Here is a 25,314-nt window from a genome sequence, read left to right on the forward strand (position 1 = left end):
GATGTATGTCGATGGTTTCGTGATCCCGGTGCCGCTGGCCCGGATGGACGATTATCGCGCGATGGCGGAAACGGCGGGCGCGCTGTGGATGGAACATGGCGCGCTGTCGCTTGTGGAAAGCGTGGCTGATGACGTGCAGGGGGGCGAAAAGACATCCTTCCCCATGTCGGTAAAGCTGGAACCGGGCGAAGTGGTGGTGTTCTCCTTCATCACCTACCGCGACCGCGCGCACCGCGATGCGGTGAATGCTGCCGTGATGGCAGACCCGCGGCTGCAAGGGCCTGCGGATTCGCCGTTTGATTCCAGCCGGATGATGTGGGGCGGGTTCGCGCCGCTGCTCGTTCTGGGGGCCGGCGCGTGAACCGGATCGTGCTGTTGGGCGTCAAGGGCGGGCCGGGGGTGCGGGCGCGGGGCGCGATGCCAACCGCGACGCTGATCGAGCTGGACGGGCAGCGCGTGCTGGTGGATTGCGGGATCGGCTGCTCCAGGGCGCTGGTGGATGCGGGGATGGATCTGAAGGATCTGACGACAGTGTTCATCACCCATCTGCATTCCGATCACCTGTTGGAGCTTGGGCCACTGATCCATACCGCCTGGTGCACCGGTCTGCGCCAGCCGGTAACGATTTTCGGCCCCGAGGGGATTGCGGATTACTGGGCGGGCTTCATGGCCTCGATGGCCTATGATTGCGCGATCCGCGTGATGGATGAGGGGCGCGTGCCGCTGGGTGATCTGGTGCGGGTGGTGGTGGTGCAGGAGGGTGCGATTGATGGCGCACCCTTGGCCGCGCGGGCCTGCCGGGTGCCGCATCCGCCGCTGGAACATTGCTATGCCTTCCGCTTTGACGGGTCGCGGTCGGTGACGGTTTCGGGCGATACCGCCTATCACCCGCCACTGGCCGAATTTGCCGCCGGGTCTGATGTGTTGCTGCACGAGGCGATGCTGGTCGATGGCATCGACCTGATCGTGCAGAAATCCGATCTCGGCCCGGCCTTGCGCGCGCATCTGCTGGCGGCGCATACACCGGTTGAGGATGCCGCGCGCATCGCCCGGGCGGCCGGGGTGGGGCAGCTGGTGCTGCACCATCTGGTGCCGGTGGACGATGCCCGCTTTGCCCCCGCCGACTGGCTGGCGCGCGCGGCGGCGGAATGGAACGGCCCGGTGACACTGGGCCATGACGGATTGGAGATTGCCCTGTGACCCTGCTGCGTTCCTGGATCGACAGCGCGAATGCGCCTGACTGCGCCTTTCCGCTGAACAACCTGCCCTGCGGGGTGTTCTCGGTGCAGGGCGACAGCCCGCGCTGCGGCGTGGCCATCGGCGATTTCATATTGGATGTCAGCGCGTTGGAGGAGGAGGGCCTTTTGCAACTGGGCGGTCATCCGGTGCTGGACGTGCCATTCTGGAACGAGCTGATGGAACTGGGGCCGGATGCCTGGGCCGATTTCCGCGCGCAGGTAGCGGCGTTTCTGAATGAGGGTTCACCAAAGCGCGCGCTGGCCGAGGATCATCTGATGCCGCTGGCCGATGCCGTGCTGCACATGCCGTTTCTGGTGTCGGAATACACCGATTTCTACGCCGGGCGGCACCATGCGTTCAACGTAGGCTCGATGTTCCGCGACCCGGAGAATGCGCTTCCGCCGAACTGGCTGCATATTCCCATCGGTTACAACGGGCGGGCCTCGTCTGTCGTGGTGTCTGGCACCGATGTGCGCAGGCCACTGGGGCAGTTGAAGCCACCGGGGGCGGATGTGCCGCATTTCGGCCCGTCGAAGCGGTTCGATTTCGAGCTGGAGATGGGGGCCGTGGTGGGGCAGGCGTCCGAAGGCATGGTGTCGGTGGAGCAGGCCGAAGCGATGATATTCGGCTATGTCTTGCTGAACGACTGGTCGGCGCGCGACATACAGGCTTGGGAATATCAGCCGCTGGGGCCGTTTCAGGCCAAGGCGACGGCGACCACCATCAGCCCCTGGATCGTGATGGCGGCGGCGTTGCAGCCCTTCCGCGTGGCGACACCACCGCGCGAGGTGCCGCTGCTGCCCTATCTGACAGAGCCGCGCCCGATGCTGTATGATGTGCAGCTGGAGGTGGCGTTGCAGCCCGAAGGTGGACCGGAAACCGTGCTGACCCGCACCCGATATGGTGAAATGTATTACTCCGCCCCCCAGCAGTTGTGCCACCACACGACCAGCGGCTGCCCGATGAATGTGGGCGACCTGCTGGGATCGGGCACGATTTCCGGCCCGGGCAAGGCCGAGCGCGGCAGCCTGCTGGAACTTTCCTGGGGCGGCAAGGAGCCTGTGGCGATCACCGGCGGCAGCCGCAGTTTCATCGAGGATGGCGATACGGTGACGCTGCGCGGCCATGCGCAGGGCGATGGGTATCGCATCGGATTTGGCGATTGCGCGGGGCGGCTGTTGCCCGCCCCTGCCCTGCCCGACTGGGCGAGATGAACCGCGACGCGGTATGTGAACAGATATGAGGAAATGATGGCCAAGGCATTTGCATCGCAGGGCGACCTGACGGAAAAGAAGACGACCTTTATCGAGGTCGGCCCCGGCATCTATGCCTTTACCGCCGAGGGCGATCCGAACTCGGGCGTCATCATCGGCGATGAGACGGTTATGGTGGTCGAGGCGCAGGCCACGCCACGGCTGGCGCAAAAAGTGATCGACTGCATCCGCAGCGTCACCGACAAGCCGATTTCGCATGTGGTGCTGACACATTACCATGCGGTGCGGGTGCTGGGTGCCTCAGCCTTTGGCGCCCTGCAGGTGATCATGAGCGAGAAGGCCCGCTCGATGGTCGCCGAACGCGGACAGGAAGATTGGGACAGCGAATTCGGCCGCTTTCCGCGGCTGTTCCAGGGGCATGAAAGCATACCCGGGCTGACCTGGCCCACAACCACGTTCAACGACCGGATGAGTGTTTATCTGGGCAAGCGGCGGATCGACATCATGCAGCTGGGCCGTGCCCATACGGCGGGCGATGCAGTGGTGCATGTGCCTGATGCCAATGTGATGTTTACCGGCGACATCGTGGAATACCATTCGGCCTGCTATTGCGGCGACGGGCATTTCCATGACTGGCCCGCCACTTTGAAACGCATCCGCGCCTTTGATCTGGATGCCATTGCCCCGGGGCGGGGCGATGCGCTGATCGGCAAGCCGATGGTGAACGCGGCACTGGATGCGACGAAGGATTTCGTGCGCTCCACCTATCTGTCCGCCGCCCGCGTAGCACTGCGCGGGGGCACGCTGAAGCAAGCATGGGATGCCGTGCGCGCCGAATGTGACCCAAAGTTCGCAAACTTTGCGATCTATGAACATTGTCTGCCGTTCAACGTGGCCCGTGCCTATGACGAGGCGCAGGGCATTGACACGCCCCGCATCTGGACCGCCGAGCGGGACCGCCAGATGTGGGCGGCTCTTCAGGGCTGACATGAGCAAGTTCGACCCGCCACGCCGGGAATTGTGGCTGCGGCTGGCAATCTCTGTCGCCGGGCTGGCGCTGCTGGTCACGGCACTGGCGCTGCGCGGCATCCCTGAAGGCCCAGCATTTGTCGAGGTGGTGGGTGTAGCCGGCGCGTTCTTTGGCGGGTCGGCAATCTGGTGCGGGTGGAAATTGTGGAAAACGCGCTGACGATCGTGCTGCTGGGCGCGCAGGCGCTGGCCTTTGCGGTCTGGACCCTGCGCATGTTCCGCTGCCTGTTTCGCATGCGGCGTCATGCCGTGGCGATGTCGGGGCAGGCCGTTCCGGGGATGCGCGCCACTTTTGCGGCACTGAGGGCTTTTCTACGCAACACGGAATTTACCAATGACCGCAACGCCTTGTTGCGATCGACCGGCCTGCTGCTGTTGCTGATACTGCTGTTCACCTTCACCCGATCCTGACGGAGCGAGCGATGCCCTATGACTACCGCCCCTTTCCCTATGTCGCCCCGCCGGGCCTGAACGGCCCGGAGCCGCGTCACAAGGTGATTATCGTCGGAGCGGGCCCGGTGGGGCTGGCCCTGGCGATTGATCTGGCCAATCATGGTGTGCCTTCGGTCGTGCTGGACGACAACAATGTGGTATCGGTGGGGTCGCGGGCAATCTGCTGGTCAAAACGCAGCCTGGAAATTCTTGACCGACTGGGCGTAGGTGAACAAGCAGTCACAAAAGGCGTGACGTGGAAGGTGGGCCGTACCTTTCACCGCGATGCCGAGGTGTTCAACTTTGACCTTCTGCCGGAAGCCGGGCACAAGATGCCTGCTTTCGTGAACCTGCAACAATACTATGTCGAGGAATATCTGGTGGCCCGGGCGCAGGCGTTGCCCCTGATCGACCTGCGGTTCAAGAACAAGGTAGTGGGTGTGGCGCAGCATGGCAGCCATGCCAGCGTGACGGTAGAGACGCCGGATGGCAGCTATGCCCTTGAAGCGGAATGGGTTGTGGCCTGTGATGGCGCGCGTTCGCCCCTGCGTGGGATGCTGGGGCTGGATTTTGACGGCGAACTGTTCGAAGAGCGGTTCCTGATCGCCGACATCGAGATGCAACGCGACGGTGTTCCCGAACGCTGGTTCTGGTTTGAGCCGGAGTTTCACGCAGGCCAGTCGGCATTGCTGCACAAACAGCCCGACAACATCTATCGCATCGACCTGCAACTGGGCTGGGATGCCAACCCCGAGGCAGAGCGGCAGCCAGAGCGGGTTATACCGCGCATTGCCAAAGTGGTGGGGCACGCGGATTTCCGGCTGGACTGGGTATCGGTCTATACGTTCCAGTGCCGCCGCCTGACGCGGTTTGTCGAGGATCGGGTGATTTTCATCGGCGATGCGGCGCATGTCGTCAGCCCCTTTGGCGCGCGGGGCGGCAATGGCGGATTGCAAGATGTCGATGCGTTGGGCTGGCGTCTGGCGGCTGTGGTGCTGGGCAGCGCGCCGCCCGATGCGCTGGCGGCCTTTGACCGCGAACGGTGTTTCGGCGCGGACGAGAATATCCTGAACTCGGCGCGGTCCACCCGGTTCATGTCACCCGAGCCTGGGGTGGAGCGGCTGTTCCGCGATGCGGTGCTGGATCTGGCGGGGCGGGCGGATTTTGCCCGTCCGATGGTGAATTCCGGGCGGCTGTCGCGGCCCTGTGTCTATCCGATGCCGGATGCGCCTGATGTGGCGGCGCTGCCCGCGGCTTCACGGCCGGGGGCGGTGGCGCCGGATGCACCGCTGGGCAACGGCTGGCTGTGCGAGGCTTTGGGCCGGGGCTTCGTGCTGCTGGGCTGCGGGGTGGATGTGCCCAAGGTCGCAGGCACCACGCCTTTGCGGGTCGTGGGCGGGGCCGAGATCAGGGCACGCTATCTGGGCGATGCGGCAGGGGCGGTGTATCTGGTGCGGCCGGATCAGGTGGTGGCGGCACGCTGGCTGGCCCCCGCCGCGGCAGAGGTGGCCGCGACATTGCGCGCAGTGCAGGAGGGGCGGCTATGAGCCTGAACACACAGCCGAATATTGCCGATGCCGACGGGTTTTATGCAGCGTTGCTGGCGGCGCACCGGGGTCTGACCGAGGCGGAAAGCCATGCGATGAATGCCCGGCTGGTGCTGGTGCTGGCCAATCATGTAGGCAGCCGGGCGGTGCTGGATCAGGCACTGGCGCTGGCGCGGGGCGAGTCGCGGCCCTGACGGGCTTCAGGGGCGCAGCGGCACCCGGCCTGCGGGGGTGAGGAGAAACACCTCGCGCCCCTCGATCGCCACGGCGGTCAGCGGCCCGCCATAGGCCGCGCCACTGTCGATATTCACCCGGTTGCCGTAATGTTGCGGGGCGTCTAGGGCGGTATGGCCGTGGACGATCAGCAGGCCGTGGTCGTAGGGGTCAATCAGGAAACCGTCGCGGATCCAGATCAGATCGGTTTCGGTCTGGTCATCCCAGGCCACGCCGGGGCGGATGCCCGCATGCACAAACCCGATGTCGCCGCGCTGGTGTTTGGTGAGAAGGCCCGCCAGAAAATCGCGATGCGCCTGCGGCACGGCGGCCACGGCATCTTCCCAGACCGGGCGAAGCGGGCGTTCACCTGCATTTTTGACGCCATAGGAGGCCAGCGTGGCCACGCCACCCAGTTTGGGGTGCAGCCAGCTCAGATCCCGGCGCAGCCCTTCGTCGTGGAAATGGAAGTCGTCCAGATAGCCGCTGAACATCCGGTCATGGTTGCCCTTCAGCACCAGCCAGTCCTGCCCCGCCGCGATGCCATCCATCAGATATTGAATCACGCCGGCGCAGTCGGGGCCCCGGTCAACCAGATCGCCCAGATGGATGACCGGGGCGGCACCATGGCGGGCAGAATCATCGGCGATCAGATCATGCTGACGTTTCAGCAGGTCGAAATGGCCGTGAATGTCGCCAATGGCGTAGCTGCGCATGTTTGTCACCGGACCGGAGTTTGCCGGACCCCGGGGGCCTTACGCCCCCGGACTCCGTTGGGATATCTGTGCCAAGATGAAGGGGCACGAAGGCAAAGCCTTGGCTCAGGCCACGTCGAATTGCAGCGGCTTGACCTGCTGGAACATGCCGGTGCTTTCCAGCGTATCCACCACCTTTTGATCAAGCGCCTGATCCAGATAGAGAATTGCAATCGCCTCTTGCCCCACGCCGGACCGGCCAAGGGTGAAGTTTGCGATGTTCACGCCGTTCTTTCCCATGGTCATGCCCAGAAGGCCGATGATGCCCGGCACATCCTCATTCGTGGTGTAAAGCATGTGGCGGCCGATTTCGGCGTCGATGTTGATGCCCTTGATCTGGATGAAGCGCGGCTTGCCGTCGGAAAACACCGTGCCCGCGATGGAGCGTTCGCGCTTGTCTGTCACCACGGTCAGCTTGATGTAGGCATCGAAAGCGCCGGTTTTTTCCTGCCGGGTGGTGGAGATCTGGATGCCGCGTTCCTTGGCAATGATCGGGGCCGAGACCATGTTCACATCAGGGTTGGTGGCTTTCATGATGCCCGCGATAGTGGCGCAGTTCAGTGCAGCCAGGTTCATCGTGGCAACCGAACCGTCGTAAAGCACGTTTATCGCCTTGATCGGCTCATCGGTCATCTGGCCCACGAAAGCACCCAGATGGCTGGCCAGTTTCACCCAGGGGCCCATCACGGCGGCCTCTTCGGCAGTGACCGAAGGCATGTTCAGCGCGTTCTGCACCGCACCCGTCAACAGGTAATCGGCCATCTGCTCGGCCACTTGCAGCGCCACGTTTTCCTGCGCCTCGGTGGTGGCGGCACCCAGATGCGGGGTGACGACCACATTCGGCAGGCCGAACAGCGGGCTTTCCGTGGCGGGTTCCACGGCGAACACGTCAAAAGCCGCACCGGCGACATGGCCGGATTTCAACGCATCGGCCAAGGCTGCCTCATCCACCAGACCGCCGCGGGCGCAGTTGACAATGCGCACACCCGGCTTTGTTTTTGCAAGGTTTTCGGCTGACAAGATGTTGCGGGTCTTGTCGGTCAGCGGCACATGCAGGGTGATGAAATCGGCGCGGTGCAGCAGTTCTTCAAGCTCTACCTTCTGCACGCCCATGGTCTTCGCGCGTTCTTCACTGAGGAAGGGGTCGTAGGCCACTACCTTCATGTGCAGCCCTAACGCCCGGTCACAAACGATGCCGCCGATATTGCCGGCGCCGATAACGCCCAGCGTCTTGTTGAAAAGCTCCACCCCCATGAAGCGGGATTTTTCCCATTTGCCGGCATGGGTGGAAGCATTGGCCTCGGGCAATTGCCGGGCGACGGCGAACATCATGGCGATGGCATGTTCGGCGGTGGTGATGGAATTGCCGAAAGGAGTGTTCATCACGATCACGCCCTGTTTCGACGCGGCCGGAATGTCGACATTATCCACCCCGATGCCCGCACGACCGATGACCTTGAGGTTGGGCGCCAGCGCCAGCAGCTTTTCGGTGACCTTGGTGGCCGAGCGGATGGCAAGGCCATCATATTGACCGATGACTTCGGCCAGCTTTTCCTTGTCTTTGCCAAGTTTCGGCATGTAATCGACCTCGACCCCACGGTCGCGGAAGATCTGGACGGCGGTTTCGGAAAGTTCGTCGGAAACGAGAACGCGGGGGGCCATGGCAGGCTCCTATATGAATGGAGGTTCGGAAAGGCGAGCCGCGTTACGCGGCCTTTGCCAGTTCTGCGATCTCTGCGTGGAAGGCCCAGTCGATCCAGGGCATCAGCGCGGCCACGTCTGCGGTTTCCACCGTCGAGCCGCACCAGATGCGCAGGCCGGGCGGGGCGTCGCGGTAAGCCCCCACATCCAGCGCAACACCCTGCTTTTCCAGCCGTTTCGCAATGGCCTTGGCAAAGGCTTCGCCATCGGTGATGCGCAGATCGGTGAATTTCAGGCAGACGCTGGTGGTCGATGCCGTCCCCGGATCAAGCGCCAGATTGGCGATCCAGTCATGTGCGGCCACGAAATCGGCCACGGCCTTGGCATTGGCATCGGCCCGTGCGATCAGGCCAGCCAGCCCACCGATGGATTTCGCCCAGTTCAGCGCCACAAGGTAATCTTCCACCGCCAGCATCGACGGGGTGTTGATTGTCTCGCCCGCGAAAATGCCTTCGATCAGCTTGCCCTTGGCGGTGAGGCGGAAGATCTTGGGCAGCGGCCAGGCCGGGGTATAGCTTTCCAGCCGTTCCACCGCGCGGGGGGAAAGGATCAGCATGCCATGCGCGCCCTCGCCACCCAGCACTTTCTGCCAGGAGAATGTCACCACATCCAGCTTGTCCCAGGGAAGATCCATGGCAAAGGCGGCGCTGGTCGCGTCGCAGATCGTCAGGCCCGCGCGGTCAGCGGGAATCGCATCGCCGTTCGGCAAGCGCACGCCCGAGGTGGTGCCGTTCCAGGTAAACACAACGTCCTTGTCGAAATCGACCTGCGCCAGATCGACAATCTCGCCATAGGGGGCCTTGCGCACCGTGGCATCCAGTTTCAGCTGCTTGACCACATCCGTGACCCAGCCCTCGCCAAAGCTTTCCCAGGCCAGCATTTCCACCGGGCGCTGGCCCAGCAGCGACCACATGGCCATTTCCACGGCCCCGGTATCGGATCCGGGCACGATGCCGATGCGATAGCCTTCGGGCACACCCAGAATCTCGCGTGTCAGGTCGATGGCCAGTTTCAACTTGGCCTTCCCCACAGCGGCGCGGTGCGAGCGGCCAAGGGGCGCGTCGGCCAGCATATCAAGGGAAAATCCGGGAACCTTGGCACAGGGGCCAGAGGAAAAGCGCGGGTTAGCCGGGCGCGCAGCCGGGGTCTGACGGTCAGACATGGTATCCTCACAGATAAATGCCCTTCGTTGGGGAAGGGTGTCCCACCGACGGGCATAGTTGACCGCATGCTCTGGCGCAAGCCGGAAAATCGTCGTAAAGCGCCGCACCGGGCCGCGAAAGCGACGTTTGTGGTGGAAGCCTGCATGCATATCGTCTCATTGATTACCGACCCTGCCCGCCCCTTGTTGGAGCGTGTCACCGTGGAATCGCTGCGCAACGCCTGGGGGGGTGGCAATGCGATCTGGCTGGAGCCGGGCGTGGCGGCTGAGTTTGCCGTGACGGAGGTGCCTGCAAACCAGTGGGATGTCTGGGCGGATTTACAGGCTCTGGCCGTGGATCTGGTGGTTCAGCCCGCGGAAGGCCGCAGAAAGCGGTTGTTGCTGGCCGATATGGACAGCACGATGATCCGGCAGGAATGTATTGACGAACTGGCGGACGAGGCGGGGGTGGGCGCATATGTGGCAGACATCACCGCCCGCGCCATGAATGGCGAACAGGATTTCGAGGCGGCCTTGCGTGAACGTGTGGGTTTGCTGAAGGGCCTGCCCGAGGCGGTTATCGAACGGGTGTTCGCGAACCGGATCACCTATATGCCGGGTGGGCGCGAACTGGTGGCCACGATGAAGGCGAATGGCGGCCATGCGGCGCTCGTGTCAGGCGGCTTTACCGCGTTTACCGGCCGGGTGGCGCAGGCCCTGGGCTTTGACGAGAACCGCGCCAATGCGCTGCATGTGGCGGGTGGGCTGCTGACCGGCACGGTGGCAGAACCCATTCTGGGGCGCGAAGCCAAGGTGCGGGCGCTGGAAGAAATTTCGGCGCGGCTGGGTATCACGCCCGCAGATGTTATCGCAGTCGGTGACGGGGCGAATGACCTGGGCATGCTGGGACGGGCGGGTGCCGGTGTGGCGCTGCATGCCAAGCCTGCGGTGGCCGCGCAATGCGACATCCGCATCAACCATGGCGACCTGACGGCGCTGCTGTATCTGCAAGGCTATGCCCGGAGTGAATTTGCATGACACTGACCATCCGCCCTGCGACGCTGGCCGATGTGCCGGAACTGACGCTGCTGATCAACCGCATCATCGCGGTGGGCGGCACGACTGCGCATGAAACGCCCTTTACCGAAGCCCGGTTTGTGGAAAAATATATCAGCAACCCCAAGGCGATAAGCTGCCATGTGGCCGAAGATGCCACGGGGCGGCTGATCGGCTATCAGGTGTTGGGCCGCAGCGACCAGTTTCCGCCTGACTGGGCCGAGGTGGGCACATTTGTGGACCCCGAGGTGCAGCGGTCAGGTGCGGGTGCGGCCCTGTTCGCAGCCACGCTTGCGACAGCCCGCGCTGCCGGTGTAGTCACGATCGACGCCACAATCCGCGCCGACAATGCGCCGGGGCTGGGCTATTACACCAAGCGCGGCTTTCGTGACTATGCCACTGACCCGGACTATTGCCTGAAAGACGGCACAAAGGTGGGCCGGATTTCCAAACGGTTCGATCTGGGCTGAACGGCACGTCAGCGGCTTGCCAGACGCCCGGTCTATTGCCCCCAGTCCGCCGCCTGCATTTCACGCAGCCGGCTGGCGGTGCGTTCGAATTCGAACGCCCCCGAGCCTTCGATATACAGCCGCTCCGGCTCATCGGCGGCCGATGCGATCAGGCGCACGCGCGCCTCATACAATGCGTCGATCAGCGTGACGAAACGTTTCGCCTCGTTGTAGTTGCTGGCGGAAAGTTGGGGAATGTCTTCAAGGATCAGCACCCGCACCGCTGCGGCAATTGCCAGAAAATCCGCCGGGCCCAAGGGCTTGGCACACAGTTCCCAAAAGGTCGCCCGCCCCACGCCATTGGCGAAACGCGGCAGTTCCACTGCGCGCCCGTTCACCGGCAGGCGCAGGGGGGCCTCGGGTGCGCCGCCGGTCAAATCACGCCAGATGCTGCTGATCTGCGCCGTGGCCTTGCCCGCCGGGTGAAAATACACCTGTGCCCCAGCCAGGCGGTGCTGGCGGTAATCATGCGGGCTTTGCAGTTGCACTACCTGCAACCGCTCCTTGATGAGGTCGATGAAGGGCAGAAACAGCGCGCGGCTGAGACCGTCCTTGTAAAGATCATCCGGTGGCCGGTTGGATGTGGTGACAATCACCACCCCCGCCGCGAACAATTTCTCGAACAGCCGGCCCACGATCATCGCATCGGTGATGTCGGTGATCTGCATCTCGTCGAACGCCAGCAGCCGCACATCTGCCGCCACCGCGTCGGCCACGGGTTGCAGCGGGTCATCCACCCCGGTCTTGCGGGCGGCATGCATGCCATGATGCACCTCTTGCATGAAGGCATGGAAATGCACGCGGCGCTTGGCGGTGATGTCGGTGCCGGCCACGAACAGATCCATCACCATGGACTTGCCGCGCCCGACGCCACCCCACAGATACAGACCCGGCGGCGGGTCGGGTGCCTTGGCGAACAGGCCGAAGAAGCCACGCTTGCGCTCGGCATTCGATTCCAGCCACAGGCGCAGATCCTCCAGCACCGGCAGCACGGCCTGCTGCGCCGGATCGGGCGTCAGTGTGCCGTCTGCCACGCGGGCCTCGTATATCTCGGTCAGGGTCTGGCGCATGCTGTGGTATACCGTGCGGCGCGCGGGCCTGAAAGACCCCCCCTGTCAGAAGGCATTTACGAACACGAAGATTGCCGACTTCACCACGGCATAGCCCAGGGCCCCCACCACTGTAATCGCCACGGCGGATGCGATCAGGCCGAAGATCACCCACAACCCGTCACGTTCCAATATCCCCAGGGCAAGAACGCAGATCGCAAGCGACGGCAGCATGTTGCCAAACGGAATCGGCAGCACCAGAATCACCGCCAGCAGCAGACACAGCGCACCCAATGCCCGCTCGGCGGCCGGGCTGACCAACAGCCACAGCCGCTGCGTCAGCAGCTTTTCCGCCCGTGCCAGCCAGGGTGTTGCCCGCGTGACCACCATTTCCAGCGTTTCACGCGGCACGGATCTGTTCGCGATGAAGGCTGGCAGCCACGGCAGCCGCCCCAGCATCATCTGGATGGACAAATAGAACAGCGGCAGGCCCAGAATGCCCGCCGTGCCGGGTGGCGTGGGCAGCATGTTGGGAAAGGCAAAGATCAGCAGCAGCGCGCCAAAGGCCCGCCCGTCCATCGCCAGCACCAGATCACCCACGGAAATGCGCTCGCGTCCGGCATCGGCGGCAATCGCCTCCAGTATCTCTGACAGGCGGGGCGGGCGGGGCTTGCCCGCCTCATCCCGCAGCCGCGCCAGGGAACGGCGCAGCGGCCCTTTTGCCGCAGGCTCGTCATCACCCGGAATGTTCATGCACGTTTCCCCCCGGTGCGTGATCGCCTTTGGCTACACATGGGGGGTTCCGGGTCAGAAATCCAGATTTTCCACGTTCAGCGCGTTCTGCTGGATGAATTCGCGGCGCGGTTCCACCACATCCCCCATCAGCTTGGTGAAAATGTCATCCGCCTCGGCCAGATCATCGACCTTCACCTGCAACAGGGTGCGCGCCTCGGGGTCCAGCGTGGTTTCCCACAATTGTTCGGGGTTCATTTCGCCCAGACCCTTGTAGCGTTGCAGCGACAGGCCCTTTTCACCTTCGGTCAGGATGGCTTTCAACAGGTCCACCGGGCCATGGATCAGCAGCTCACGGTCTTTTCTGACCAATCGTGCGGGTTCGGCGTAAACCTCTTGCAAGGCCGCCGTGTGGCTGGCCAGACGCCGCGCCTCGCCCGACCGCAGCACCGGGCCATCCAGCGTGCGCACTTCCTCCACACCCCGCACGGCACGGCTGAAACGCAGACCGTGGTCTTGCGTGGGCCGGCCCTGCCAGCCGCGTTCATATTCGACGGCCACCAGATCAAGCCGCCGCGCCACAGTATCGGCCACACCCTGCGCATCGGCATCCACGCGGCCCGGCAGCAGGGCCCCGGCAATTGCCGATTGTTCAAGGATTCCTTGTGGATAGTGGGTGGGGAAGGCTTGCAGGATGCGCCGCACCACGCGCGCCTCTTCCACCACGCGAGCCAGATCGGCACCGCCGATTTCCTCGCCCGAACCCAACCGCAGCACGGCGCCATCGACACCCATCTGCACCAGATAATCCTCCAGCGCGGCCTGATCCTTGAGGTAAACCTCGGATTTGCCGCGCGCCACTTTGTAAAGCGGCGGCTGCGCGATGTAGAGATACCCGCCCTCGATCACCTGCGGCATCTGGCGGAAGAAGAAGGTCAGCAGCAGCGTGCGGATATGCGCACCGTCCACATCGGCATCGGTCATGATGACGATCTTGTGGTAGCGCAGTTTCTTGATGTCGAATTCATCCCGCCCGATACCGGTGCCAAGCGCGGTGATCAGCGTGCCGATCTCCTGGCTGCCCAGCATGCGGTCAAAACGCGCACGTTCCACATTGAGGATCTTGCCCCGCAGCGGCAGCACCGCCTGGTTGGAACGGCTGCGGCCCTGCTTGGCCGAACCACCGGCCGAGTCACCCTCGACCAGAAAGATTTCGGATTTCGCGGGGTCACGTTCCTGGCAATCCGCCAGCTTGCCGGGCAATGACGCCACATCCAGCGCTGTCTTGCGGCGGGTCAGTTCACGCGCCTTGCGGGCAGCCTCACGCGCCAGCGCCGCCTCGATGATCTTGCCGACGATGATCTTGGCGTTCTGGGGATTTTCCTCAAACCATTCCGCCAGCTTTTCGTTCACCAGATTCTCGACCGCAGGCCGCACTTCGGATGACACCAGCTTGTCCTTGGTCTGGCTGGAAAATTTCGGATCGGGCACCTTCACCGACAACACACAGGTCAGCCCTTCGCGGGCATCATCGCCGGTGAAATCAATCTTTTCCTTTTTCGCAATCCCCGAAGATTGCGCATAGGCGTTGATCGTGCGTGTGAGCGCGCCCCGGAAACCGGCGATATGCGTGCCACCATCACGCTGCGGAATGTTGTTTGTGAACGGCAATACGTTTTCGTGGTAGCTGTCATTCCACCACATCGCCACTTCCACCGTGATGCCTGCGCGTTCGCCCACGATATAGATCGGCTCGGCCATGATCGAGGATTTCGACCGATCAAGGTATTTCACGAATTCCCGCACGCCGCCGTCATAGTAAAGCTCGCTGCGCAGCGGCTCGGCCGGGCGGTGATCTTCCAATATGATCCGCACGCCCGAGTTCAGAAAGGCCAGTTCGCGCAGCCGGTTTTCCAGCGTCTTGAACACATAATCGAGGTTAGAGAACGTTCCTTCGGGAATGTTCGACTTGGCCGAGGCCAGAAATCGCACTTCGGTGCCCTTTTCGCCCGGGGCATCGCCCACCACGCGCAGGGGCTCTACCGTGTCGCCATGTTCAAACCGGGCGAAATGTTCCTTGCCATTGCGCCAGACCCGCAGTTCCAGCCATTCAGACAGCGCATTTACCACCGACACGCCGACGCCGTGCAGGCCACCCGACACTTTGTAGGAATTCTGGTCAAATTTGCCGCCCGCGTGCAGCTGCGTCATGATCACTTCGGCCGCGGACACGCCTTCTTCCTGGTGGATATCCACCGGGATGCCGCGCCCGTTGTCACGCACCGAAACCGAACTGTCGGCGTGAATTATGACAGTTACCGCCGTGGCATGGCCGGCCAGCGCCTCGTCGATGCCGTTGTCGACCACCTCATACACCATGTGGTGCAGGCCCGACCCGTCATCCGTATCGCCGATATACATGCCGGGCCGTTTGCGGACAGCTTCCAACCCCTTGAGAACCTTGATGGAATCTGCGCCGTATTCTTCCGGCACTCGTGCAGCTTCGGTCATGCGGACCCACCCTTTTCATTACCCGCGATGTATATCGGCTGGGGGGGGGATTGTCACGCCGAAGACACATTATTTGGTGGTCAACTGACCGCAATCACGACCCCGACGGCAATCAGCATGCCCCCCGAAATCACGTTGATCCGCCGCAGGCTGGCGGGGGAAGACAGCAGCGCCCGCGCCCGGTCGATCGACAGGGCCAGCGCCAGATTGCCCAGCATCGGCACCAGCATGGAAACCGCCAGAATCGCCGCAATATCAAGGCTGTTCACCCGGCTGAGGTCAAAGAACCCCGGCAGCACCCCCATATAGAACAAGATGGCCTTGGGGTTGCCGATCACCGCCGCAACGCCGGTCAGAAATCCCGCCATCCTGCCGGGCCGCGTCATGCGGCTGTCGGCGGAAAGTGGCCCCGCCGGTTTGCGGATCAGCATCAGCCCCATAACGGCAAAGGTCGCGGCGGCCACCCATTGCAGCACCGCCAGAAAGCCACCGTAGACCGACAATATCCAGGCCAGCCCGAACACGGCACACAGCGGCCAGATCAGATCACCCAAGGCCACACCCACCGCCAGCGGCCAGGCGCTTGCAAAGCCCCCGGTCAGCGCGCGGGCCGTCAGCGCCACCCAGACTGGGCCAGGCACGATGAACAGCAGAAACATGCCACCGGCGTAGAGGATCAACTGGTCAAGTGTCACGGTCATTCTGTCACTCCGGCGGTATTGGTGCGCATCCGGTCATCATATTTCCCTGACCGTTGAAAGCCCGTTCTGTTCGGCTACTGAAAAAACCTGCGCGCGGGTTCCCAGGCTGTCGAACAGTTCGGCCCCGGTGCCCGTCATCATGGCCTGCGCGCCCAGGGCGCAAAGCTCGTCATACAAAGCACCGCGCCGCGCGGCGTCAAGGTGCGCCGCCACCTCGTCCAGCAGCAGAATGGGCGCCTGCCCCAGATCGGCCGCCAACGCCCGGGCGTTGGCCAGAATCAGGCTGATCAGCAGGGCCTTCTGCTCACCAGTAGAGCACTGGTCGGCAGGCATGCCCTTTGCCGCATAGAACGCCGCCAGATCGGCGCGGTGCGGCCCGGCCAGCGTGCGCCCCGCCGCCATGTCACGCCGACGGCCCGCCGCCCAGACGGTGGCCAGATCGCCCTGCGCCTCATCCTCCGGCCCGGTGATCGCCAGATCGGCGCGCGGAAAGGCGGTTTCGGCCCCCTGCTGCACCAGTGCGAGCCTGGCCACCGTCGCCGCCCGGTTTTCGACAATCAGCGCCGCCGCCGCCGCCATCTGGCCCTCCAGCGCCGCATACCAATGGGCATCCGTCACCTGATCCTTCAGCAGGCGGTTGCGGTCGCGCATCGCCTTTTCATAGGCCAGCACCGCCTCGGCATGATCCGGCGCGAAACTCAGCGTCAAACGGTCCAGAAACCGCCGCCGCCCCTCTGCCGCCTCGATCCACAGACGGTCCATGGCGGGCACCAGCCAGACCATGCGCATGATCCGTGCCAAGGCAATCTGGGTGGCCACCTTGCCATCCACCCGCACCTGCCGCGCGCCGTCGCCCTCGGCCCAGGTTTCCACCTCGTGACAGCCGGCCACGCCGCGCAGTTCCGCGCTGACCTTCCAGCCCAGCGCCTCGGGCCTGCGGGCGATTTCCTCGGCCCCCGCGCGCCGCAAGCCGCGCCCGGGTGACAGCAGCGACACCGCCTCGAGAATATTCGTCTTGCCCGCACCATTCGGCCCGACCAGCGCCACGGGCCGCCCGTCAAACACCATCCGCGCCGCCCGGTGGCTGCGGAAATGCGACAGGTTCAGGGATGTGATGGCAATGTTACTTTGGTCGATCATGAGGGTGAACCCACCCTGAGGGAGGTGCATAAGGAGCGGGACGGACAATCAACTTGCCTGCTGGGTTCTCGAACATCGCGGGCAGTATCGCCTCGTCGATGTCGCCCAGGCTAAGCCCGATGTTTGCGTCAGACAGATCCCTGAGATGCTTGGATTTTTCGCGTCCGGGCGGCGTGACCACGACGCGTTTGATTCGAGGAAAATTGTCGCGCACAAAGCGAAGTGTGGCAGCCTGGTCGGTATCCGCCGTCACCAGAAAGATCACATCGACTGAAGATCTTGCGACATCGGCATAGGCGGAAAGTGCAACATTGATGTCGGTTTCTTTCTCTCTGGGTTGATCCCAGCGCGAAGTGCAGGCCCTGCAAGTCATCGGTTCCTTCGTCGTGTGTCCCAACACGATCCGAGCGCCTTGGGCTGCTTGAGCAGCGTTATAGGCTTCGTGGCGTTTGCGTTTGTCAAAGTCCCCTGGAAAAAACGCCGTGCAGAACACCAGTTCACTGATTTCATGGGCATGCCCTCGTGAAAACTTCTCGGCAAGGCGGCGCAAGCTCAACCACTTGAGGTAAGGTTGCCGCAAGTCGTCGAGGGCATGATAAAGGTTGAAACCATCCACATAGACGCCCCCACGAAGCCGGGGAGTTATTGACATATTCACTCCTTGCGAACATATTGTTTGTGCAACGCTGGATGGTACGCCCAACAGCCCCCCCGTGGACTACGGTCTGCGGGGTTTATTTTTTGTCAAACCCGCATCGGCATGACGACGTAGACCGCCGACATGTCATTGCCCTCGCGCATCAGCGTGGGGTCGCCGGAGGAGTTGAAGAGGAATACCGCATTCTCACGGTCCACCTGACTGGCGATTTCCAGCAGGTATTTCGCGTTGAAGCCTATTTCCAGCCGCTCATCGGCATAGGCAACGGCCAGTTCCTCTTCGGCATTGCCCGAATCCGGTGCGTTGACCGACAGGATCAGCCGGTCATCGTCGAGGCTCAGCTTTACCGCGCGCGACCGTTCCGAGGACACCGTGGCCACACGGTCCACCGCCTTGGCGAATTCGGCGGCATCCACCTCCAGCCGGCGGGTGTTGCCGGTGGGAATCACGCGGCTGTAATCGGGGAAGGTGCCGTCGATCACCTTGGATGTCATGGTGATGATCGGCGTGGCGAACCGCACCTTGGTTTCCGAAACCGACACGGCAATCTCGGCCTCGTCATCATCCAGCAGCTTGCGCAATTCGTTCACCGTCTTGCGCGGCACGATCACGCCGGGCATGCCCTGCGCGCCATCGGGCAGGGCTGCGTCGATGCGGGCCAGCCGGTGCCCGTCGGTGGCCACACAGCGCAGCACAGGGCCGGAATCGCCGGTTGCCACATGCAGATAGACGCCATTCAGGTAATAGCGGGTTTCCTCGGTCGAAATCGCAAACTTGGCCTTGTCGAACAGGCGGCGCAGCAGGGGCGCAGCCGCCTTGAAGTTCGAGGCATATTCCGATGTCGCCATCACCGGGAAATCTTCTTTCGGCAGGGTCGCAAGACTGAAGGTCGAGCGCCCGGCCGCCACTGTCAGCCGACCGGTTGCCGCGTCATCCGCCAGGCTGACCAGCGCGCCGTCGGGCAGTTTGCGCACGATCTCATGCAGCATCACGGCCGATACGGTGGTGGCACCGGGCCGTTCCACCATGGCGGGGGCGCGGTCAACAACCTCGATGTCGAGATCGGTGGCACGGAACGACACATGCCCGCCCTCGGCCTCGATCAGCACATTCGCCAGAATCGGAATGGTGTTGCGGCGCTCTACCACCGACTGCGCTTGCCCGACGGCCTTCAGAAGCGTGCCACGCTCGATGCTGATCTTCATGTCTTGTCCCCGTTCGTGCCCCGTTCGTGGTCCCCCGCCGCAGCGTTAGCGCCTGTGGGATGCCGAACCTACCCGCTTCTGGCGGGTTCTCAAGCGTTTTTCCATGTTTCGGTTGCTTTGCCGGGGGCGTCAAGTGCGCGCCCGGACATCAGCCCTGCAAAAGCCGCCGCAGCAGTTGCAGATCATCCACCAATTGCGAATCCGTGGTCATCAGTTCTTCGATCTTGCGCACCCCGTGCATGATCGTGGTGTGGTCGCGCCCGCCAAAGCGCCGCCCGATGTCGGGCAGGCTGCGCGGCGTCAGTTGTTTCGACAGATACATGGCAATCTGCCGAGGCCGCGCGATGGTGCGCACCCGTTTCGGCCCGATCAGATCACTGAGCCGCACGTTGAAATGCTCGGCCACCTTGCGCTGAATCTCTTCGATCGTGACCTTGCGGTCAGACTGGCGCAGGATGTCGGCCAGACAATCCTGCGTCAGATCCAGCGTGATTTCGCGGCCAACCAATGACGCAAAGGCGAAAAGCCGGGTCAGCGCGCCTTCCAGCACCCGGACATTCGTGGTGATGCGGTGCGCCAGAAACTCCAGCACGCCATCGGCCAGCACCAGGCCCCGGTATTGCTGGCGATAATGGTCGACCTTCTGTTGCAGGATGCCCAGCCGCAATTCGTAATCGGTGGGGTGCAGGTCCACCACCAGCCCGCATTGCAGGCGGCTCTTGATCCGCTCCTCCAGATCCTTGATCTCGCCCGGGGCGCGGTCGGCGGAAATCACGATCTGCTTGTTCTGGTCCACCAGCGCGTTGAACGTGTGAAAGAACTCTTCCTGCGTCGAATCCTTGCCCGCGATGAACTGCACGTCATCCACCATCAGCACATCGACCGAGCGGAACAGTTCCTTGAAATCCATGATCTGCCGTTCACGCAACGCCTGCACGAAACGATACATGAACTGTTCCGCCGACAGGTAAAGCACCCGCAGATCAGGGCGGCGCAGCTGCACCTCATGTGCGATGGCATGCATCAAGTGCGTCTTGCCCAGCCCCACGCCGCCATAAAGAAACAGCGGGTTGAAGGTGACGGGCCCGCCCTCGGCCACGCGGCGGGCGGCGGCATGGGCCAATTCGTTGGGCTTGCCCACCACGAAACTGTCAAAGGTGAAACGCGCATCCAGCGGGGCACCGCGCAGGTCTTCCTCGGGCTGCGGGCGCGGTTTTGCCTTTGGTGCAGGCTTTGCCGCGGCAGGACGCGGGCCGCTGGCCACGCTGAATTCCAGCCGCTCCACGGTGGCGCCCGAATCAATCAGGCGCAGACGGATCTGGTCGGCGAAATTGCGCGACACCCAGTCACCGAAAAACACGGTGGGCACTTCGAACTGTGCCACGCCATCGCGCAGCCCCGACAGTTTCAGCGGCTCGATCCAGGTGGTGTAATTGTTCTTGCCGACCCGCTGGCGCAGCTCTTCACGCACCTCAACCCACGCATCATTCGTCATTCTGTCAAACCCGTTCGCCGCATGATCGGCTGGCCAAAGGCAATATTGCCCGACCTGCCGCTGTTTACCGTGCGAAGCTCTGTCCGGCGGCGGTCATCGGCCATGGCATGGCAGTCAGTCAAAGCCAAGGGCCCGACCGAAAACCTATATCCAACCGCAGAAATACAAAAAGCTGCCGGAAACCCCGGTTGCCCTGCATTCCAGACGCTTGCGCAGCAACATGCGGCGCAGACACCATAACCCCTTGATCGTGAAATGATATTTTCGGAATACCGCAGCAGCGCGGTTTTGGCAGACTCCCGAAATTCAGATCACGACCACGTCATGTCCCCCAAGACGAAGTGAATCGCCTGATGACGCTAGCAAGTGGGGTGGAGCTTCCGCAACCGAACTTCGCTGTTGACAGGTCTTTGCCAAATCGAATCCCGGGGCCCGTGCAAATCGGCAACGCCTGCCTGAAAACCGCGCAGACAAATGCGAAAAGCGCGCCCGAAGACGCGCCCTTTACACAACGGTTGCAATCTTGTGTCAGGCGGCGGCTGCCGACAGGCCTTTGACGCGCGAGGCAAGACGCGACATCTTGCGCGCGACGGTGTTCTTGTGCAGCACGCCCTTGGTCACGCCGCGCGCCATTTCGGGCTGGGCCGAACGCAGGGCCACCGCAGCGGCCTCCTGATCACCCGAGGCAAGCGCCTCTTCGACCTTGCGCAGGAAGGTGCGGATCCGCGAGCGGCGCGCCTTGTTCACGGCATAACGGGCCTCGGACTGGCGGGCGCGCTTCTTGGACTGGGGCGAATTGGCCATGGGTTCAGGTTTCCGGTTCTTCGGTTCGTGTCAATCTTGAAGCCGCGTCTTTACGGGCGACTCGCGGCCAAGTCAACCGGGTAAGGCCCGGATTTTCACCTATCTGTCACGCAACGCTATCTGTCGCGGAACTGCGGGGTGCGTTTTTCCAGAAACGCGGCCATGCCCTCTTTCTGGTCCTCTGTAGCGAACAGCGCGTGGAACAGGCGGCGCTCGAACAGCAGGCCCTCGCGCAGCGTGGTCTCATAGCTGCGGTTCACCGCCTCTTTCACCGCCATCGCCGTCAGCAGCGACTTTTCGCTGATCTTCTGGGCAGCCTTGCGCGCCTCTTCCAGCAGGTTTTTCGCGGGCACCACGCGGCTGACCAGGCCGCAGCGCTCTGCCTCCACCGCATCCATGAACCGCCCGGTCAGGTGCATGTCCATGCTTTTCGACTTGCCCACAAACCTTGTCAGCCGCTGCGTGCCGCCCAGGCCCGCCACCACGCCCAGATTGATCTCGGGCTGGCCGAATTTCGCCGTGTCCGCCGCGATGATGAAATCGCAGATCATCGCCAGCTCGCAGCCCCCGCCCAGCGCATAGCCGGCCACGGCGGCGATGATGGGCTTGCGCACCCGCAGGATCGCCTCGGACTCGGCAGCAAAGAAATCTTCGCCAAAGACATCGACAAAGCCTTTTTCCGCCATTTCCTTGATATCCGCCCCGGCGGCAAAGGCCTTTTCCGACCCGGTCAGGATGATGCAGCGCACCTTGTCATTGCGGTCGGCGGCCGTCAGCGCCTCGGTCAGTTCGGTCATCAGCCGGGCGTTCAGCGCATTCAGCGCGTCGGGCCGGTTCAGGCGGATCAGGGCCACATAATCCTCGATCTCGACGATCAGCGTCTCATAGGCCATCGGTTGCTCCTCTTGCCGCATTGGCCGAAGGTCTAGCAGCCCCGCGTCGGGGATCAAGTCATCTCTGACAGGCCGGGCAATGGAAGGATGAGCGCCCCGATTGCACCAGACGCGCGACTGTCCCGCTGCATCCGGGTGTTGTGCAGGACTCGCCCTCGCGGCCGTAAACCCTGAACGTGTGTTGAAAATAGCCAAGCTCGCCATCGGCTTGCCGGTAGTCGCGCAGGGATGAACCGCCCGCCGCTATCGCCTCGTCCAGCACCTGCCGGATGATCGGCACCAGCCCGGCCACCTGTGCCGCAGGCAGGCTGGCCGCCCGCCGGTCAGGGGCGATGCCTGCGCGAAACAGCACCTCGCAGACATAGATATTGCCCAGACCTGCCACCACCCGCTGATCCAGCAGCGCCGCTTTTATGGGCGTGTTGCGCCCCGCCAGCCGCGCCACCAGATAGGATTCGTGAAAATCATTGCCCAAAGGTTCGGGCCCCAGCCCGTCCAGAAGGGCATGCCCCGCCCCGGTTGGCAGCAGATCCATCGCGCCGAACCGCCGAGCGTCGTTGAATGTCACCCGCGCGCCGCCCTCCATATCCAGCACCACATGGTCATGTTTGGCGGGGGCCGGATGCGCGTGGTGAAATTCGCCCAGCATCGCGCCGGAAACCAGCATCCGCCCTGACATGCCCAGATGCACCAGCAGCGTTTCGCCGCCCGACAGATCGGCCAGAATGTATTTCGACCGCCGCCGCAGCCCCAGCACCCGCTGGCCGGTCAGCCGCGCGGCCATGTTTTCGGGCAGCGGCCAGCGCAGATCGGGGCGGTTCACTGCCGCATGCGCGATGTGCAGGCCGGTCATTACCGGCTCCAGTCCCCGGCGCACGGTTTCAACCTCGGGCAGTTCGGGCATGGCTTCCTCTGGGACAGGACGGCGCATTGCAGCGCGGCGCAGGCGGCCTATAAAGAGGGGCAACACGAAGGACGGCAAGACCCCATGACGCATGACCCCAAGGATACCACGCATTTCGGTTTTCAGACCGTCCCCGAGGCTGACAAGGCGGGCATGGTGCACGGCGTCTTTACCCGTGTCGCCTCGAAATACGATGTGATGAACGATGTGATGTCGGGCGGCATACACCGGCTGTGGAAAGACGCGATGATGGATTGGCTGGCGCCCCGCCCCGGCCAGCGCCTGCTGGATGTGGCGGGCGGCACCGGCGATGTGGCCTTCCGTTTCCTCAAACGCGCGCCGGGGGCGACTGCCACGGTGCTGGACATGACCGAATCGATGCTGGTCGAGGGGCGGCAGCGCGCCGAGGCGGAAAGCCTGGCCGAGCGGCTGACATGGGTGGTCGGCGATGCGATGGCCCTGCCCTTTGCCGCAAATACCTTTGATACCTATACGATCAGCTTTGGCATCAGGAACGTGACCCGCGTGGCCGATGCGCTGGCCGAGGCTTACCGCGTGCTGCGCCCCGGCGGGCGGCTGATGGTGCTGGAATTCAGCCAGTTGCCCAACCCCGCGCTGCAATGGGCCTATGACCGCTATTCCTTCAACGTGATCCCGGTGATGGGCCAGATCATCGCAGGCGACCGTGACAGCTATCAATACCTCGTTGAATCCATAAGAAAATTCCCCGATCAGGAAAGCTTTCTGCAAATGATCCGCGATGCGGGTTTCGCTCAGGCAAAATACCGCAACCTGACGCTTGGTGTCGCCGCCCTGCATTCGGGCTGGAAGATCTAGTGCGCGGCCCGCACAACATCTGGCGGCTGGTCAAGACATTGGCCACGCTGGAACGCACGGGCGCCATCGGTGTGGTGCTGGAGGCTATGCATGCGCCCCCCCGCCTGCGTCTGGTGGCCCGCGTGCTGGGCTGGCCATTCAAATGGCTGGGCTTGCAGGGCGATCTGGCCCTGCCCCCTGCCACGCGCGCGCTGACTGCGCTTGGCCCGGCCTATATCAAATTCGGCCAGATCCTCTCGACCCGCCCCGATGTGGTGGGTGACGAACTGGCCGAACAGTTGAAATACCTGCAAGACAAGCTGCCGCCCTTTCCCAATGCCGTGGCGAAACGGATGATCGAGGCCGAACTTGGCCTGCCGCTGGAGCAGATGTTTTCCGAGTTTTCCGAGCCCGTCGCCGCCGCGTCCATCGCGCAGGTGCATCGTGCGCGGCTGGCCGATACCGGGGTCGAGGTGGCGGTGAAGGTGCTGCGCCCCAACATCGAACGCGCCTTTCGCACCGATATCGACGCCTTTTACTTTGCCGCCCGCGCCATCGAATTTTTGTCACCCGCGTCGCGCCGCCTGCGCCCGATGGATGTGATCACACATTTCGAAGGCGTGGTGCTGGGCGAGCTTGACCTGCGGCTGGAATCGGCCGCCGCCGGGGAATTTGCCGCGAATACCGAATCCGACGCCGGATTCACCGTGCCGAAACCCGTCTGGCACCTGTCCGCCCGGCAGGTGATGACGATGGGCTGGGCCGAGGGCCTCAGCATGTCGGACAATGCCGCCATCGACGCCGCCGGACACGACCGTGTGGTTCTGGGCACGCGGGTGTTGCAGCTTTTCCTCAGCCACGCGCTGCGCGACGGCTATTTCCACGCCGACATGCACCAGGGCAACCTGAAAGTTGCCGCGAATGGCGACATCATCGCCTATGATTTCGGCATCATGGGTCGGCTGGATGAATACACCCGCCGGGTCTATGCCGAGATCCTGTTCGGCTTCATCCGCCGCGACTACCGCCGCGTGGCCGAGGTGCATTTCGAAGCCGGCTATGTTCCCGCCGACCGCGACATCGACGAATTCGCCCGCGCGCTGCGGGTGGTGGGCGAACCGATCTTCGGCATGGATGCCTCGCGCATATCCATGGCGCGGCTGCTGGCCTATCTGTTTGAAGTGACGGAACGTTTCGGGATGGAGACGCGGACCGAGCTGATCCTTCTGCAACGCACCATGGTGGTGGTCGAAGGCGTGGCACGGTCGCTGGACCCGCATATCAACATCTGGCAGGTCGCCCGGCCGATTGTCGAGGATTACATCAAGCAGAACGTCGGCCCCAAGGCGCTGCTGCGCGATCTGGGCCGCACCGCGCGGGTGCTGGCCCGCTTTGGCCCGAAACTGCCGCGTCTGGTCGAGGCGCAGCTTATCCGCCAGGCCGAGGTTGAAAAGCCCGTGGCAATCCGGCGCGATGTGCATCCGTTGATCTGGGTGGCTGTGGGCGCCGGGCTGACTGGCCTGGGCGTCTGGGCAGGAACGCTGCTGTAGGGGCCGGCAGACCCGGACCA

Annotated in this window: 26 protein-coding genes; 12 read left to right on the forward strand and 14 right to left on the reverse strand. The window is 63.3% G+C overall.

Annotation, left to right across the window (positions count from 1 at the left end; genetic code table 11):
• Position 1: 1 nt before the first annotated feature.
• Genes GEU84_RS10830 through GEU84_RS10865 form a run of 8 tightly spaced genes read left to right on the forward strand, consistent with a single transcriptional unit; the run spans position 2 to position 5,655 of the window.
• Entirely contained in the window at positions 2–361 is a 360-nt protein-coding gene (locus tag GEU84_RS10830; RefSeq protein WP_152826300.1) for a DUF1428 domain-containing protein, read from the forward strand.
• Positions 358–1,200 carry an MBL fold metallo-hydrolase gene (locus tag GEU84_RS10835; protein ID WP_338144779.1) on the forward strand — a complete coding sequence of 281 codons (843 nt, stop codon included), beginning with the start codon at positions 358–360 and terminating at the stop codon, positions 1,198–1,200. Before GEU84_RS10830 ends, GEU84_RS10835 begins: the two co-directional genes overlap by 4 nt.
• A complete protein-coding gene (gene fahA / locus GEU84_RS10840) occupies positions 1,197–2,453 on the forward strand; it encodes a fumarylacetoacetase (protein ID WP_174539775.1) in 1,257 nt (418 codons plus the stop codon). The genes GEU84_RS10835 and fahA overlap by 4 nt, the downstream gene beginning before the upstream one ends.
• Before the next feature lie 36 nt (positions 2,454–2,489).
• Positions 2,490–3,440, forward strand: coding sequence for an MBL fold metallo-hydrolase (locus GEU84_RS10845; RefSeq protein WP_152826477.1), 951 nt, complete (start codon positions 2,490–2,492; stop codon positions 3,438–3,440).
• A gap of 1 nt (position 3,441) precedes the next feature.
• Complete coding sequence (locus tag GEU84_RS10850) at positions 3,442–3,642, forward strand: hypothetical protein (RefSeq protein ID WP_152826303.1); 201 nt, start codon at positions 3,442–3,444, stop codon at positions 3,640–3,642.
• Positions 3,612–3,893 carry a hypothetical protein gene (locus GEU84_RS10855; protein WP_152826308.1) on the forward strand — a complete coding sequence of 94 codons (282 nt, stop codon included), beginning with the start codon at positions 3,612–3,614 and terminating at the stop codon, positions 3,891–3,893. Before GEU84_RS10850 ends, GEU84_RS10855 begins: the two co-directional genes overlap by 31 nt.
• Positions 3,894–3,904: 11 nt before the next feature.
• Positions 3,905–5,461: an FAD-dependent oxidoreductase gene (locus tag GEU84_RS10860; RefSeq protein WP_152826313.1), complete on the forward strand. Its 1,557-nt coding sequence runs from the start codon at positions 3,905–3,907 to the stop codon at positions 5,459–5,461.
• A complete protein-coding gene (locus tag GEU84_RS10865; RefSeq protein ID WP_152826318.1) occupies positions 5,458–5,655 on the forward strand; it encodes a DUF2783 domain-containing protein in 198 nt (65 codons plus the stop codon). Before GEU84_RS10860 ends, GEU84_RS10865 begins: the two co-directional genes overlap by 4 nt.
• Positions 5,656–5,661: 6 nt before the next feature.
• Here the strand turns inward: GEU84_RS10865 and GEU84_RS10870 are convergent, their stop codons facing one another.
• From GEU84_RS10870 to GEU84_RS10880, 3 genes are all read right to left on the reverse strand, one after another.
• Positions 5,662–6,390 (reverse strand): metallophosphoesterase, encoded by a 729-nt coding sequence (locus GEU84_RS10870; protein WP_152826324.1) that lies wholly within the window; start codon positions 6,388–6,390, stop codon positions 5,662–5,664.
• Positions 6,391–6,495: 105 nt separating this feature from the next.
• The gene (gene serA / locus GEU84_RS10875) at positions 6,496–8,091 is read right to left on the reverse strand and encodes a phosphoglycerate dehydrogenase (RefSeq protein ID WP_152826335.1); all 1,596 of its coding nucleotides are present in this window, start codon (positions 8,089–8,091) and stop codon (positions 6,496–6,498) included.
• Between the two features lie 43 nt (positions 8,092–8,134).
• Complete coding sequence (locus GEU84_RS10880) at positions 8,135–9,292, reverse strand: phosphoserine transaminase (RefSeq protein ID WP_152826337.1); 1,158 nt, start codon at positions 9,290–9,292, stop codon at positions 8,135–8,137.
• Positions 9,293–9,436: 144 nt separating this feature from the next.
• Here GEU84_RS10880 and serB point away from each other — a divergent pair, with 144 nt between their 5' ends.
• Both serB and GEU84_RS10890 read left to right on the forward strand, forming a co-directional pair.
• Entirely contained in the window at positions 9,437–10,309 is an 873-nt protein-coding gene (gene serB / locus GEU84_RS10885; protein WP_152826339.1) for a phosphoserine phosphatase SerB, read from the forward strand.
• A complete protein-coding gene (locus GEU84_RS10890) occupies positions 10,306–10,797 on the forward strand; it encodes a GNAT family N-acetyltransferase (protein WP_152826341.1) in 492 nt (163 codons plus the stop codon). Before serB ends, GEU84_RS10890 begins: the two co-directional genes overlap by 4 nt.
• Positions 10,798–10,829: 32 nt before the next feature.
• On the opposite strand, the gene zapE is transcribed toward GEU84_RS10890, so the two are convergent.
• From zapE to mutM, 11 genes are all read right to left on the reverse strand, one after another.
• A complete protein-coding gene (gene zapE, locus GEU84_RS10895; protein ID WP_152826343.1) occupies positions 10,830–11,906 on the reverse strand; it encodes a cell division protein ZapE in 1,077 nt (358 codons plus the stop codon).
• Between the two features lie 45 nt (positions 11,907–11,951).
• Positions 11,952–12,638: an exopolysaccharide biosynthesis protein gene (locus tag GEU84_RS10900; RefSeq protein ID WP_152826345.1), complete on the reverse strand. Its 687-nt coding sequence runs from the start codon at positions 12,636–12,638 to the stop codon at positions 11,952–11,954.
• 54 nt (positions 12,639–12,692) lie between these two features.
• Positions 12,693–15,128, reverse strand: coding sequence for a DNA topoisomerase (ATP-hydrolyzing) subunit B (gene gyrB / locus GEU84_RS10905; RefSeq protein ID WP_152826347.1), 2,436 nt, complete (start codon positions 15,126–15,128; stop codon positions 12,693–12,695).
• 80 nt (positions 15,129–15,208) lie between these two features.
• Positions 15,209–15,829 carry a LysE family translocator gene (locus GEU84_RS10910; RefSeq protein WP_152826349.1) on the reverse strand — a complete coding sequence of 207 codons (621 nt, stop codon included), beginning with the start codon at positions 15,827–15,829 and terminating at the stop codon, positions 15,209–15,211.
• A gap of 36 nt (positions 15,830–15,865) precedes the next feature.
• Positions 15,866–16,969 (reverse strand): DNA replication/repair protein RecF, encoded by a 1,104-nt coding sequence (gene recF / locus GEU84_RS10915; RefSeq protein ID WP_152826352.1) that lies wholly within the window; start codon positions 16,967–16,969, stop codon positions 15,866–15,868.
• Positions 16,953–17,585: a PIN domain-containing protein gene (locus tag GEU84_RS10920; RefSeq protein WP_174539776.1), complete on the reverse strand. Its 633-nt coding sequence runs from the start codon at positions 17,583–17,585 to the stop codon at positions 16,953–16,955. Before GEU84_RS10920 ends, recF begins: the two co-directional genes overlap by 17 nt.
• A gap of 128 nt (positions 17,586–17,713) precedes the next feature.
• Positions 17,714–18,832, reverse strand: a complete 1,119-nt coding sequence (gene dnaN / locus GEU84_RS10925) for a DNA polymerase III subunit beta (RefSeq protein WP_152826355.1) — start codon at positions 18,830–18,832, stop codon at positions 17,714–17,716.
• A gap of 148 nt (positions 18,833–18,980) precedes the next feature.
• Complete coding sequence (gene dnaA / locus GEU84_RS10930) at positions 18,981–20,327, reverse strand: chromosomal replication initiator protein DnaA (RefSeq protein ID WP_152826357.1); 1,347 nt, start codon at positions 20,325–20,327, stop codon at positions 18,981–18,983.
• A 528-nt stretch (positions 20,328–20,855) separates the two neighbouring features.
• The gene (rpsT, locus tag GEU84_RS10935; RefSeq protein WP_152826359.1) at positions 20,856–21,131 is read right to left on the reverse strand and encodes a 30S ribosomal protein S20; all 276 of its coding nucleotides are present in this window, start codon (positions 21,129–21,131) and stop codon (positions 20,856–20,858) included.
• A gap of 116 nt (positions 21,132–21,247) precedes the next feature.
• Positions 21,248–22,024 (reverse strand): enoyl-CoA hydratase, encoded by a 777-nt coding sequence (locus GEU84_RS10940; protein WP_152826361.1) that lies wholly within the window; start codon positions 22,022–22,024, stop codon positions 21,248–21,250.
• A gap of 58 nt (positions 22,025–22,082) precedes the next feature.
• Positions 22,083–22,928, reverse strand: a complete 846-nt coding sequence (mutM, locus tag GEU84_RS10945) for a bifunctional DNA-formamidopyrimidine glycosylase/DNA-(apurinic or apyrimidinic site) lyase (protein ID WP_152826363.1) — start codon at positions 22,926–22,928, stop codon at positions 22,083–22,085.
• A gap of 84 nt (positions 22,929–23,012) precedes the next feature.
• Between mutM and ubiE the strand changes: the two genes are divergently transcribed.
• Both ubiE and ubiB read left to right on the forward strand, forming a co-directional pair.
• Entirely contained in the window at positions 23,013–23,765 is a 753-nt protein-coding gene (gene ubiE / locus GEU84_RS10950; RefSeq protein WP_152826365.1) for a bifunctional demethylmenaquinone methyltransferase/2-methoxy-6-polyprenyl-1,4-benzoquinol methylase UbiE, read from the forward strand.
• Positions 23,765–25,294 carry a 2-polyprenylphenol 6-hydroxylase gene (gene ubiB, locus GEU84_RS10955; RefSeq protein ID WP_174539777.1) on the forward strand — a complete coding sequence of 510 codons (1,530 nt, stop codon included), beginning with the start codon at positions 23,765–23,767 and terminating at the stop codon, positions 25,292–25,294. The genes ubiE and ubiB overlap by 1 nt, the downstream gene beginning before the upstream one ends.
• The last annotated feature ends 20 nt before the right edge of the window (positions 25,295–25,314 follow it).

The sequence above is a fragment of the Fertoeibacter niger genome (assembly GCF_009380135.2).
In the GTDB taxonomy this organism is placed as follows: domain Bacteria; phylum Pseudomonadota; class Alphaproteobacteria; order Rhodobacterales; family Rhodobacteraceae; genus Fertoeibacter; species Fertoeibacter niger.

What these genes read in the sequence shown, in the direction of transcription:
- GEU84_RS10850 (WP_152826303.1), top strand. Translation starts at nt 3,442, where the DNA reads ATGAGCAAGTTCGACCCGCCACGCCGGGAATTGTGGCTGCGGCTGGCA.
- GEU84_RS10860 (WP_152826313.1), top strand. Translation starts at nt 3,905, where the DNA reads ATGCCCTATGACTACCGCCCCTTTCCCTATGTCGCCCCGCCGGGCCTG.
- GEU84_RS10830 (WP_152826300.1), top strand. Translation starts at nt 2, where the DNA reads ATGTATGTCGATGGTTTCGTGATCCCGGTGCCGCTGGCCCGGATGGAC.
- GEU84_RS10890 (WP_152826341.1), top strand. Translation starts at nt 10,306, where the DNA reads ATGACACTGACCATCCGCCCTGCGACGCTGGCCGATGTGCCGGAACTG.
- GEU84_RS10845 (WP_152826477.1), top strand. Translation starts at nt 2,490, where the DNA reads ATGGCCAAGGCATTTGCATCGCAGGGCGACCTGACGGAAAAGAAGACG.
- serA (WP_152826335.1), bottom strand. Translation starts at nt 8,091, where the DNA reads ATGGCCCCCCGCGTTCTCGTTTCCGACGAACTTTCCGAAACCGCCGTC.
- dnaA (WP_152826357.1), bottom strand. Translation starts at nt 20,327, where the DNA reads ATGACGAATGATGCGTGGGTTGAGGTGCGTGAAGAGCTGCGCCAGCGG.
- GEU84_RS10910 (WP_152826349.1), bottom strand. Translation starts at nt 15,829, where the DNA reads ATGACCGTGACACTTGACCAGTTGATCCTCTACGCCGGTGGCATGTTT.
- mutM (WP_152826363.1), bottom strand. Translation starts at nt 22,928, where the DNA reads ATGCCCGAACTGCCCGAGGTTGAAACCGTGCGCCGGGGACTGGAGCCG.
- GEU84_RS10940 (WP_152826361.1), bottom strand. Translation starts at nt 22,024, where the DNA reads ATGGCCTATGAGACGCTGATCGTCGAGATCGAGGATTATGTGGCCCTG.
- recF (WP_152826352.1), bottom strand. Translation starts at nt 16,969, where the DNA reads ATGATCGACCAAAGTAACATTGCCATCACATCCCTGAACCTGTCGCAT.
- GEU84_RS10865 (WP_152826318.1), top strand. Translation starts at nt 5,458, where the DNA reads ATGAGCCTGAACACACAGCCGAATATTGCCGATGCCGACGGGTTTTAT.
- rpsT (WP_152826359.1), bottom strand. Translation starts at nt 21,131, where the DNA reads ATGGCCAATTCGCCCCAGTCCAAGAAGCGCGCCCGCCAGTCCGAGGCC.
- GEU84_RS10900 (WP_152826345.1), bottom strand. Translation starts at nt 12,638, where the DNA reads ATGAACATTCCGGGTGATGACGAGCCTGCGGCAAAAGGGCCGCTGCGC.
- GEU84_RS10870 (WP_152826324.1), bottom strand. Translation starts at nt 6,390, where the DNA reads ATGCGCAGCTACGCCATTGGCGACATTCACGGCCATTTCGACCTGCTG.
- dnaN (WP_152826355.1), bottom strand. Translation starts at nt 18,832, where the DNA reads ATGAAGATCAGCATCGAGCGTGGCACGCTTCTGAAGGCCGTCGGGCAA.
- serB (WP_152826339.1), top strand. Translation starts at nt 9,437, where the DNA reads ATGCATATCGTCTCATTGATTACCGACCCTGCCCGCCCCTTGTTGGAG.
- GEU84_RS10880 (WP_152826337.1), bottom strand. Translation starts at nt 9,292, where the DNA reads ATGTCTGACCGTCAGACCCCGGCTGCGCGCCCGGCTAACCCGCGCTTT.
- ubiE (WP_152826365.1), top strand. Translation starts at nt 23,013, where the DNA reads ATGACGCATGACCCCAAGGATACCACGCATTTCGGTTTTCAGACCGTC.
- zapE (WP_152826343.1), bottom strand. Translation starts at nt 11,906, where the DNA reads ATGCGCCAGACCCTGACCGAGATATACGAGGCCCGCGTGGCAGACGGC.
- gyrB (WP_152826347.1), bottom strand. Translation starts at nt 15,128, where the DNA reads ATGACCGAAGCTGCACGAGTGCCGGAAGAATACGGCGCAGATTCCATC.